Origin of the sequence: Geminocystis sp. GBBB08, assembly GCF_016743215.1 — a bacterium.
Classification (GTDB): domain Bacteria; phylum Cyanobacteriota; class Cyanobacteriia; order Cyanobacteriales; family Cyanobacteriaceae; genus Geminocystis.
In genome coordinates this window covers 1-11,385 of sequence record NZ_VRZC01000127.1, presented here as the reverse complement: position 1 = coordinate 11,385, position 11,385 = coordinate 1, and the positions used below count along the sequence as shown (strand labels likewise).

Sequence of the window (11,385 nt, the reverse complement as noted above, 5' to 3'; positions counted from 1 at the left end):
CTATTGCACGGGCTAAAGAGTTAGACTTACAAGTAATTATCACTGATCATCACGATTTACCGCCAAAATTACCCCCTGCCGATGCTATTTTAAACCCCAAATTATTACCCACAAATTCTCCCTATTATAGTTTAGCCGGAGTAGGAGTTGCTTATGTTTTAGCTGTCACTTTAGCTCAACATTTCGATAAGTTACAAGGTTTAACAAAATCTCTTTTAGAATTATACACCGTAGGTACGATCGCCGATCTTTCAACCTTAACAGGAGTTAATCGCCGTTGGTTAAAAAGAGGTTTAAAATTATTGCCCAATTCTGATATTTTAGGAATAAAAGCCTTAATTAATTTAGCAGAAATTGACGGACAAAAAAAACTCTTAAATTCTGATGATATAGGCTTTAAAATAGGACCTAGAATTAACGCTATTGGGCGAATTGATGATCCTCAAATTGTTATTGAATTACTCACCACTGAAGAGGAAGAAATTGCCATAACAAGGGCGATGCAATGTCATTTAAGCAACCAAACTCGTCAAAATTTAGGCAAAAAAATTGAACAAGAAGCCGTTAAAATAATTGAAGAAACTCCTTTAAATTTTTATGATGATCGAGTATTATTAATTATTAATCAAAATTGGCATCATGGAGTTATTGGAATAGTCGCTTCTCGTTTAGTAGAAAGATATGGAGTTCCAGTTTTTATTGGTACTTATGAAGAAGAAAACCCAGAAATCATAAGAGGTTCAGCTAGAGGAATTGAGGAATTTAATGTATTTTTAGCTTTGCAAAATTGTGATGATTTATTAGAAAAATATGGTGGTCATAAAGCTGCGGGAGGATTTAGTTTTCTTAATAAAAATTTATCATTAATTAAAAATAGATTGAGAGATTTTGCTCATCAAACTTTAATACCCGACTATTTAAAACCTTTAATTAAAATAGATGCGACAATTAATTTTAGTGATATTAACTTCAAATTATTAAAAGAAATCGAAAGTTTATATCCTTGGGGAATAGAAAATAAAGCACCAATTTTTGCCACCTCAAATGTAGAAGTATTTTTACAAAAATTAACCAAAACAGGAGAACATTTACAGCTAACATTAATCCATAATAATATTCAATTAAAAGCCATTGCTTGGCGTTGGAGTGATTATTTTCCCTTACCGCCACTAATTGATATTGCCTATAGACTTAAAGAAAATGAATGGAATGGAGACAAATCAATTCAACTAGAAATTATTGGTGCTAAACTCCCTAATTTGTTAAGGGGTTGATTAAGGGAAAAATCTCCTTGCTTTGTTAATCAACCATAAGAAAAAAAAGATTTTGTTAACAAATTAATGCCTTTTTGTGCCACTTGAGAATAACTTAATTTACCGCTAAAAATTTTTAACATTGTGGAAGCTGAAACAGGATTTTTCTCCATAACTTGATACCCTAATTGCGGGAAACGATAAAATATTTGTGACAATCTTTGTGCCCAAATCATTTCTTTTCCCCATTCTTGAGTCATAACTTCGGTATATTTTTCTAAAGCATTAATATCTCCTGATAAAGCGTTATGGATTGCTTCTGAGGCTTTTAAACCACTAAAAATTGACGGGCGAATACCTTCTGCTGTAAAAGGATCAACTACACAAGCCGCTTCTCCTGCTAAAAGAGCGTTATCGGTATGTAACTTTTGATCTCCATTCCATAGTGAGATCGGATGTCCATGCTCAGAAGCATTATCAAGGGTAAGATTAAATAAACTAGCATAATTAGCGATAATTTTATGGTAACTTTGAGCTTTTCGTTGTAAACCAAAAACTCCCGCCCCCATAGAAAAACCATCAGCTTTGGGAAAATTCCAAGCATAGCCATGTTGCACAAAACCAAACTCAAAATAAGTATCATTAGATTGATTATGAGAAGGGATTTCCACTTCTAGCGCACCTGATACCAATTTTTTTAGTTTCTTAAACCCTAAACGCTTTGCCATAGTGCCTTTTGCACCATCGGCGGCAATGAGATAACGCCCTGAAAATTCTTGATTAGAGGTTTTAACTATCCATTTATCACTTTTAAACTCAATATCTGTTACTTCAGTTTTATCTTGTAAAATTGCACCCTGTTTAACAGCTTGTTGCACTAAAAAATAATCGAAAATATCCCTTCGCACCATCCAAATAGGATAATTTTTTGTATTTACGGCAATGGTTTTTTCATGTTCCCAGGTACAATAAACTTGATTAGTAGTTAAAGAAATAGCAGGGCTAAAATCAAAATCGAACCATTCTTGAATAACAGAAGAAACCCCACCACCACAGGGTTTATAACGGGGTAAATCTGCTTTATCTAAAATTAAAACAGAATGCCCTTTTTTTGCCAAATGATAACCTGTTGTGCCACCAGTAGGACCTGAACCAACTATAATGCAATCATACATAGATTAATTAACAATGAACAATGAATAATATACTTGTGCAACAACAAGTCAGACAATGGGCAATAGGCAATGGTAATATCTTCATTCTAAATTCTAAATTCTTTTGGTAATACTGTCATTCTGGGCTATGGAGAAGAATCTCTAAAACCTTTATTTTTCTTTATAATCCATAACTTCTAGCATATTATTTTGAATATCTTAACAAAAATTAACAAAATATAGTAGAATTGTTACAACAAAAACTAAATCTTATATTAAAGAGTATGATAGCGAATCAATTTCCCTGGCTTACTATAATAATTGCCTTTCCTTTCATCGCTGCACTACTTATTCCCTTAGTGCCTGATAAACAAGGTAAAACCCTTAGATGGTACGCTTTAGGAGTCGGATTAACTGATTTTATTTTAATGTGTTATGTTTTTTGGCAACATTACGATACAACAAATGCCAGTTTACAACTTGTTGAACAATATTCGTGGATTCCTCAACTGGGTTTAAGTTGGGCAGTGTCGGTAGATGGTTTATCTATGCCCTTAGTACTTTTAGCAGGTTTAGTCACTACTTTATCAATTTTTTCAGCATGGCAAGTCGATCGTAAACCCCGTTTATTTTACTTCCTTATGTTAGTATTATACTCGGCACAAATTGGCGTATTCGTTGCTCAAGATATTTTATTATTATTCATCATGTGGGAATTAGAATTAGTTCCTGTATATTTATTAGTATCCATTTGGGGAGGGCAAAAAAGACGTTATGCCGCCACAAAATTTTTACTTTATACCGCTTTAGCTTCTATTTTTATCCTCATCGCTGGTTTAGGAATGGCATTATACGGCGGAGGAGAAATCACCTTCGACATGATGGCATTAGGCTTAAAAGAATATCCCATTGGTTTAGAAATTTTACTCTACGGCGGGTTACTAATTGCCTTTGGTGCCAAATTAGCAGTTTTTCCGCTACATACATGGCTACCTGCTGTCCCTGTTTAATACTCCTCTCCCATATCCATGATATTAGCAGGAGTTTTGTTAAAAATGGGTGGTTATGGCTTAATTCGCCTCAATTTAGGATTATTACCAGAAGCCCACGTTTATTTTGCCCCCATTTTAGTGATTTTAGGGGTTGTAAACATAGTCTATGGCGGTTTTGCTTCTTTTGGTCAAACGAACATGAAACGCCGTCTAGCCTATTCTTCGGTGTCTCACATGGGTTTTGTCTTAATCGGTATCGCTTCTTTTACTGACTTAGGTATCAGTGGTGCAATGTTACAAATGCTATCTCATGGTTTAATTGCCTCACTATTATTCTTCCTTGCTGGGGTGACATATGATCGCACTCATACTATGTTCTTAGATGAAATGGGAGATATAGGAAAAGCTATGCCCAAAGTATTCGCCTTATTTACTGCTGGGGCGATGGCATCCTTAGCATTACCCGGTATGAGTGGCTTTGTCAGTGAATTAGCAGTATTTGTGGGTTTCAGTAATAGCGATGTTTATGACTCAATTTTCCGCACAGTAACCATAATTCTCAGTGCTGTTGGTTTAATCTTAACTCCTATTTATCTCCTCTCAATGTTAAGACAATTATTCTACGGCACCGATAAAATTCAGATGTGTACTATAGGAGATATTACAAAAAATGACAGTTCAGATAATGAACCGGCAGTATGTTTCGGGAATAGCTGTGTATTACCAACTGAAGCAGTTTACGAAGATGCAAAACCAAGAGAAATATTTATTGCGGCTTGTTTCTTAGGCTTAATTCTTAGTGTTGGCTTCTATCCAAAATTAGCAACTCAACTTTATGACGTTAAAACGTTGGCAGTCAATGCACAAATTCGTCAGTCTTATATTCAAATAGCAGTAACAAATTCTCCCCTTATCAAGTCACAATTAGCAACCATTAACCAAAAGGAAATTTAGAATGAGGAATGAGGAATGAGGAATTTGCAATTACTGGTAGGGATTTCTGTTTTACCACTATTGAGTATTGAGTATTGAGTATTGAGTATTGACTATTGACTATCCACTATCCACATATTAGCTAAATTATCTATTTGTTCATTCTTGTGAAAATTAAGATATGCTATAAAAAAAGACTGTATTCAGCAATTTTGCATTTTTGAAAGAATATATCATATAATCTAAAAAATAAATCTTAAATAAATATTAAGAATTTTCAAGATTGTAATGATGACAATAAGGAGGAATCAATGTTTATTCGATTAGCACATCAATATAGAGAATTTGTTAAGGATTTAGTAATTAATCTTCAAGTCTTAGCAATCGTTTTAGAAAAAAGAGGTTATATAGCCTCATGTTATACTTGTGGAACAGAATTAACCAGTGCTTCTTTTATGGTTAGCCTTGGTGATAATCACTTAATTCGTTTTCTAGTCTCTGATTATGGAATTACTTGGACTGAAATGCAAGATGACAGAGAATTAATGAAGTTAGAAGGTGCTGAAGCTATCAGTCAATTAGAAGAATTAGCTAATTTAGTCAAATATCAGATTAAATCTTCTGACAGTAAATCCCCTAAATATGATCATAGTTTATTAGTTCGTTAAATTTAAGTTATTATTGATAATTAACAATACTTTTAGGATGCTTCTGTGTGAATAATGAAAAAGTAATAAACTTGTGGAAAAAAATTCTTTTTGCTTGTAGTAAGAAATTTATCTCTCAATTTTCTTAACTAAAGCCCATGTCTAATGATCTTTTTTCCCATCTTATGAGGTATTGTAAAAAATTGCTCTATTGTTAATTATTAATTTTTAATTGTAAATTGCTAAAGCTTTGATAGAACAAGAAACTTTTCGTTTATTAGAATGGCAGAGATTATGTCAACATCTCTCTACTTTTGCCGCTACTAAATTAGGTGTAATGGCATCTAGTCAATTAACCATACCTAATACTCTATCTGAAACTAATTATTTATTAGCTCAAACAAAAGAAGTTTGTGACATAGAAACAAATATAAATGCAAATTGGTCATTTAATGGTATTCATGATATTGGCGATTCTCTTGAAAGAGCAAAAATTGGCGGTGTTTTAACTGGTGATGAGTTGTTAAATTTGGCGACAACTTTATCAGGAGTGCGTAAACTAAGAAGAGTAATTGAAGATCAAGAAAACTCTCCTACCCTTCAACAATTAGTTAAAGATTTAAGAACTTTCCCCGAATTAGAGCAAGAAATTCGCTATTGTATAGATGATCGTGGCGAAATCACAGAAAGAGCAAGTCCTGAATTAAGTGAAATTCGTCAAAAAATTAAGACTTTACGCCATAAAATTCACCAAACTTTACAAGGTATTATTCAAAAAAATAGTACCGCATTACAAGAACCTGTTATCACTCAAAGAGGCGATCGCTTTGTCTTGCCGATTAAAGCTAGTCATAGTGGACAAATTCAAGGTATAGTTCATGATACCTCTACCAGTGGCGTGACGTTATATTTAGAGCCGAGAGTGATTATCGAATTAGGAAATAAGCTACAAACTAGCCGTAATCAAGAGAAAAGAGAAGAAGAAAAGATTTTAAGACAGTTAACAGCGAAAGTTGCCGAAGTTTGGCAAGATTTAGAGCAATTATTAGCTATCGCCACAGCCTTAGATTTAGCTACAGCCAAAGCCCGTTATAGTTTATGGTTGAATGGTTATCCACCAGAATTTATTGATTTTCGAGATGGAGAAAGCATCCATTTAAGAAAAGTGCGACATCCCTTATTGATATGGCAGGAAAAACATGAGGAGGGTAAAGAAGTTATCCCCATTGACGTATTAATTACCTCAGAAACCAGAGTTGTAGCGATTACAGGACCTAATACTGGAGGTAAAACTGCCACCCTAAAAACCATTGGTATCTTGGCATTAATGGCAAAAGTAGGATTATATCTTCCTGCTCAATATCCTGCACAAATTCCTTGGTTTAAGAGCATTTTAGCCGATATTGGCGATGAACAATCCTTAGAACAAAATTTATCCACATTTTCTGGACATATTTGCCGTATTATTCGCATTATTGACGCTTTATATCCTCCCCCGCTGGGCTTAGTAAGGGAGTTTGATTCCCCTCAGCCCCCCTTAGTAAAAGAGGAGATTCCAAGGGGATCTTTGGTATTACTAGACGAAGTTGGTGCAGGTACAGATCCCAGTGAAGGAACGGCGATCGCTATAGCTATATTAAAATACTTAGCAGAACATAATTTGTTAACCATTGCGACAACTCACTACGGGGAGTTAAAAAGTTTGAAATATAATGATTCTCGTTTTGAAAATGCCTCTGTGGAATTTGACGAGGTAAGTTTACAGCCTACCTATAGATTATTATGGGGTATTCCGGGGCGTTCAAATGCCATCACCATTGCGCAAAGGTTAGGTTTACCCCTAGAAATTGTTGCCCAGTCACAGGAATTGGTAGGGGGTTTTTCCCATGATGTCAATGAATTAATTTCAGCCCTTGAAAATCAACGCCGTGAGCAGGAAAATAAACATAAACAAGCTCAAGATTTACTCTCAAAAACTGAGTTATTTTATCATCAAGTGGAAGAAAAAGCCTCATCTTTACAAGCTAGAGAGAGAAATTTGAAGCTACAGCAAGAGCAAGAGGTTCAAAAACTGTTATTTGATGCTAAAAGCCAAATCGCTCAAGTTATTAAGGGTTTACAGAAAAAAGGTGATCCGACAGCTTTAGATGCACATCAAGCTACAGAAAAACTGAATCAAATTGGCGATCGCTTTTTGACACCATTGAAAGTAAAATCAAGCTATAAGCCGACAGTGGGGGAAAGAGTGAGAATTTTAAGTATTGGGCAAACGGCAGAAGTCTTAACAGTAGATGAAGACACAGAACAATTAACTGCTCGATTAGGTATCATGAAGATGGTAATTCCCTTCACTGATATTGAATCTTTAGATGGCAAACGTTTTGAAAAAGTTAACCCAATTCCTGAGAAAACGAAAGTAAGCGTTAATAAACAGCAGTCTAAACAAGGTAATATCACCAAAACTGAGTCTAAAACTATTAATGTCCGAACTTCTCAAAATACTGTTGATATTCGAGGAAAACGAGTTCATTTAGCCGAACCTCTTTTAGAAAAGGCGATCGCCAATGCCACAGAGATGGGATCATTATGGATTATACATGGTAAAGGAACGGGAAGTTTACGCACAGGAGTTCATGAATTTTTAAAAAATCATCCTCAAGTGAGTAACTTTGAACTAGCAAAACAAAACGATGGCGGTGCGGGGGTAACAGTAGCTTATTTAAAGTAACAAATTTATTTAACTGACATTAAGCAATATTAAAATAATTGAGAAATGTTACAGTTAATCAACAGAAATTAACCATTAGCAGTGAGGAGAAGGTAATTTAACACCAATTTTAGTTATATCAACGGCATAACCGCCAACGGTGAGATAGACAGATTTAGCGATACTTCCCACTAAACGGATAACTTCACCTAAACGATTGCGAAATAAACGCCCTAAAGGATAAGCTGGAATAACACCCCAACCCGTTTCTTCTGCCACTAAAATAACGTCAGTAGAAGTATTTTCTAAACTAAACATCAATTTTTCTACTTGAATTTGCCAATTAGATTCATCTTTTTCTAAACAGTTAGCTACCCATGGGCCTAGGGAATCGATTAAAATACAATGATTTTCAGAAACTTGCTCAATAGCTAAAGGTAAATCAACGGGAATTTCCCATATTTGCCAATTTTTTGGTCGTCTTTCTTGATGTTGTCTTATTTTAAGCATCCATTCTTCATCATCATCAATTTTTTGAGCTGTGGCGATGTAAATTACTGGTTTATGATTATTTTTACTTAAATATTCTGCCCATTCGCTTTTACCTGATTTTGCCGCACCTGTAACTAAAATTATATTAGAGTCATTCATTTTGATTTTACTGTTAAACGAAAAAGATTAGTATTTTTAAACTACTATTTTCTGCTAATTATGGCAAAATAGAAGATAGTTAATGATCATAACCTTATTGTTGAGTAAGAACTAAAAATCATGAATAGTTGCGTTTTAATGGCAAAAATCGTCCGTAATCCTGAATTAAGATACACTCAAGATAATCAATTAGCCGTTACAGAAATGATGGTAGAATTTGATAATCCCTCCCCCAATAATCCTCCTTCTACGATGAAAGTAATTGCATGGGGAAATTTAGCAACGGATATTGAACAAAAATACACCGAAGGTAATCAGGTGGTTTTGAGTGGACGTTTAAAGATGGATTTGGTAGAAAGACAAGGATATAAAGAAAAAATTGCTGAATTAACGATTTCTCATATTTATCCTTTAAACACCAACAGTAATGGTAACGGTAATCCTGCCCGTAATAATGTCGTTAATATCAAAGGCTATCAATCCGATGACAATGAACAAGAAGATCCTATTTTAGATAATGATGGTGTTGACACAAATACATTGGATAATATTCCTTTTTAAAAATTGCCGGAATTAGGAATAGTATTTTAAATATAATATAAAGTGTTTATTAATTCTATTTTTTTCAAAGCTATCATAACAAGGATTAACAAGGGGTTTAAACCCTTTGCCTTGTATTGCCTTGCCTCTATACAATTAATTTTGCATGAGTACTTATGATATGTTAGATAACAAAAAAGTACCAATGCTATTAACACTGATACTTTTTTATTCTTACTTATTTTATGGAGCTGAGCAGAGTCGAACTGCTGTCCAAACTGGTTATTTACCTATCGTTCATTCACAGGCATAGCTTTTCTAATCCTCAAAGCCGGAACTATCACTTATCCCTGATAGCAGGATTTTCTAGTATTTTCTTAGCTCAATGTCAGACTAGAAACTTTTACTGAGAGCATCCGTTGAGGGTTGCCTATAATACTTAACGGAGTCATATTATAAGCGCTCGAACCGAAATTAGGTCTTAGGCAGCAACAGGTGCAGCTTTACGAGCAAAAGGAACGATGTTGTTCGCAGTTACATTTTTTTTGAGTCCAGTATTACCGAGAGAAGACTCACTCTCGTCCTGAATCACGGGTTAGCTTTCACCAACCTGTCGAAACCTTTACAGCCCCTTATATTCTTCTATCATAACTATTATTTTTCTAAATGGCAAATTTTAAATAATTAGCAGGATTTTTTTTAAAATTATATCTAAATAAAGCCCGAATTTTTCGAGGTTAGGCCCAAGTTTGAAGGAGTAGTTAAACAAGATATTTTTCAGATATAGTTTTAATTTCATTAATAAATTTTCTTCTCACTATTTCAGTGGCAATAATTTCAGCATTTTTTCCATAGGGTAATACTTCTCTAAGTGCGATCGAGGTTGGTTGTGATTTGAATTGTAAAACCTTAATTACTCAATTATGTCCTCCAGAAAACTTAATTCAACGTGCGGGAAGATGTAACCGTAAAGGAAATATTGTCAATTAGCATATAAAGAAGGAGAAAAAACTATTGCTATAATTAATTATATAACCCCTAATAATGATTAAAAAATAACTATGAAAATTATCGATCAAACTCAATCTTACACCTTTAGTAAATACTTTGAAATGGGTATTTCTGCTCAAGATTTAGCGGAAGAATTAGAGTATAAATTTACTCGTAAACGTTTGAATTTAAAGCAATATCAAGGAGAATTAGACGAGTTAAAAAAATTACAACAAAGACTGAATGAAGTTTTACCTTATTTTGATTTAGCGAATGAAACAAGTCGCCGAGAAGTATTAATTTCACCCATTATTTTAGACTTAGTTCACTATACTAAATCACAAGTAAGAATTGAATATCAAATTAAGATAAATGAACAATTACAAGGTTATTTGGATTATCTTTTAAAAAATCATGATAATCTTTTAGTAATCGAGGCTAAAAAACAAGATTTAGATTTTGGTTTTACGCAACTTACTGCTCAATTAATTGCTTTAGATCAATGGGAAAAAATGGGAGATCAAGAAATATTAATAGGTGCGGTAACGACCGGCAACATTTGGCAATTTGGGCGGTTAAATCGACAACAAAAACATATAGAACAAGGTTTAGATTTATATAGAGTACCTGATGATTTAGATCCCTTAATGCGTATTTTAGTTCAAGCATTATCTTAAACAATTATGGAGAAAAATTATGGCAACTTTACTAAAATAATCCTTAACTTTAGCTGAATTTTTAGCCTTACCAAATGATGATTATACTTGTGAATTAATTGATGGAAAAGCAGTACCTAAAATGTCACCAAAACGTTTTCATTCTCGTCTTACTTCTACTTTGTTATTCTTACTAGAAGAATGGAATCAAAAACAAGAAAATAAAGGAAAAATTGGTATCGAATGGGCAATAGCTTTACTAAAAAATGGTAAGGATTGGTGTCCAGTAGATGTATCTTTACCTACTGCTGAATTAGTATTTAATAGCCTATTAAGAAAGTGGTAAAAATATAGTAATATCCCTTTTGATAATATTAATTTTGAGGAATTATATCCAGCTTATTTTGATATAAAAACAGAGATGATTATGGACAATAAAAGTAAATTTATTGCTTGTATTGGTACTATCAATTATAAAATTTTAGGAGAAATAGAAGCGATAAAAATTAAACAAATTAATACCTTAGCAGACTATAGTTTTTATAGTGGATTAGGTAGAAAAACGACAATGGGATTTGGCGGACTTAAAAGACTTAGTTAATTATCTAAATATTCTTTGCGTCTTTGCGCCTTTGCGAGAAATAACCTTATCTTTCTCATCAACAACAGAAGGTAAAGATTGATGATAATTTAAGAAAAGATGCGATCGCAATTATTAAAGCAATTCAAGAAATAAATCAAAATAATTGAGTTTTTTCGGTAATTAGCATATATTTAAGTTTAGATAAATTTAACGATAAATTAATTAAAAAAAATTTTAGTAATTAATAAAAAATACATTTTATTAGTGAAATTTAAATAC

General features: G+C 33.3%; 9 protein-coding genes, 1 other RNA gene and 2 pseudogenes. 9 read left to right on the top strand and 3 right to left on the bottom strand.

Going from position 1 to position 11,385, the window contains the following annotated elements; all coding sequences use genetic code 11:
- Positions 1-1,274 (top strand): DHHA1 domain-containing protein (locus FWJ34_RS14490; RefSeq protein WP_308256042.1); only part of this gene is annotated, 1,274 nt, incomplete at its 5' end.
- Between the two features lie 29 nt (positions 1,275-1,303).
- Here FWJ34_RS14490 and FWJ34_RS14485 read toward each other — a convergent pair.
- Positions 1,304-2,428: a geranylgeranyl reductase family protein gene (locus FWJ34_RS14485; RefSeq protein ID WP_308256041.1), complete on the bottom strand. Its 1,125-nt coding sequence runs from the start codon at positions 2,426-2,428 to the stop codon at positions 1,304-1,306.
- Between the two features lie 263 nt (positions 2,429-2,691).
- Between FWJ34_RS14485 and FWJ34_RS14480 the strand changes: the two are divergent.
- The 3 genes and pseudogenes from FWJ34_RS14480 (at position 2,692) to FWJ34_RS14470 (ending at position 7,707) form a co-directional block, all read left to right on the top strand.
- Positions 2,692-4,353 (top strand): annotated as a pseudogene (locus FWJ34_RS14480) (NAD(P)H-quinone oxidoreductase subunit 4).
- A 290-nt stretch (positions 4,354-4,643) separates the two neighbouring features.
- Positions 4,644-5,000 carry a DUF1815 family protein gene (locus FWJ34_RS14475; RefSeq protein ID WP_308256040.1) on the top strand — a complete coding sequence of 119 codons (357 nt, stop codon included), beginning with the start codon at positions 4,644-4,646 and terminating at the stop codon, positions 4,998-5,000.
- 229 nt (positions 5,001-5,229) lie between these two features.
- Complete coding sequence (locus tag FWJ34_RS14470; RefSeq protein WP_308256039.1) at positions 5,230-7,707, top strand: endonuclease MutS2; 2,478 nt, start codon at positions 5,230-5,232, stop codon at positions 7,705-7,707.
- Positions 7,708-7,782: 75 nt separating this feature from the next.
- Here FWJ34_RS14470 and cobU read toward each other — a convergent pair whose 3' ends face one another.
- On the bottom strand, positions 7,783-8,337 hold the full coding sequence (cobU, locus tag FWJ34_RS14465) for a bifunctional adenosylcobinamide kinase/adenosylcobinamide-phosphate guanylyltransferase (RefSeq protein WP_308256038.1): 555 nt from the start codon (positions 8,335-8,337) through the stop codon (positions 7,783-7,785).
- Positions 8,338-8,457: 120 nt separating this feature from the next.
- Here cobU and FWJ34_RS14460 point away from each other — a divergent pair, with 120 nt between their 5' ends.
- Positions 8,458-8,898, top strand: coding sequence for a single-stranded DNA-binding protein (locus tag FWJ34_RS14460; protein ID WP_308256037.1), 441 nt, complete (start codon positions 8,458-8,460; stop codon positions 8,896-8,898).
- Positions 8,899-9,120: 222 nt separating this feature from the next.
- Here FWJ34_RS14460 and ssrA read toward each other — a convergent pair.
- Positions 9,121-9,509, bottom strand: a transfer-messenger RNA (tmRNA) gene (ssrA, locus tag FWJ34_RS14455).
- A 244-nt stretch (positions 9,510-9,753) separates the two neighbouring features.
- Between ssrA and FWJ34_RS19590 the strand changes: the two genes are divergently transcribed.
- The 4 genes and pseudogenes from FWJ34_RS19590 (at position 9,754) to cas6 (ending at position 11,124) form a co-directional block, all read left to right on the top strand.
- Positions 9,754-9,867, top strand: coding sequence for a hypothetical protein (locus FWJ34_RS19590; RefSeq protein ID WP_396231971.1), 114 nt, complete (start codon positions 9,754-9,756; stop codon positions 9,865-9,867).
- A 71-nt stretch (positions 9,868-9,938) separates the two neighbouring features.
- Entirely contained in the window at positions 9,939-10,544 is a 606-nt protein-coding gene (locus tag FWJ34_RS14450; RefSeq protein ID WP_308256036.1) for a type I restriction enzyme HsdR N-terminal domain-containing protein, read from the top strand.
- 64 nt (positions 10,545-10,608) lie between these two features.
- A pseudogene (locus FWJ34_RS14445) lies at positions 10,609-10,869 on the top strand (hypothetical protein); the annotation flags it as partial.
- An 81-nt stretch (positions 10,870-10,950) separates the two neighbouring features.
- On the top strand, positions 10,951-11,124 hold the full coding sequence (gene cas6 / locus FWJ34_RS14440) for a CRISPR system precrRNA processing endoribonuclease RAMP protein Cas6 (RefSeq protein WP_308256035.1): 174 nt from the start codon (positions 10,951-10,953) through the stop codon (positions 11,122-11,124).
- The last annotated feature ends 261 nt before the right edge of the window (positions 11,125-11,385 follow it).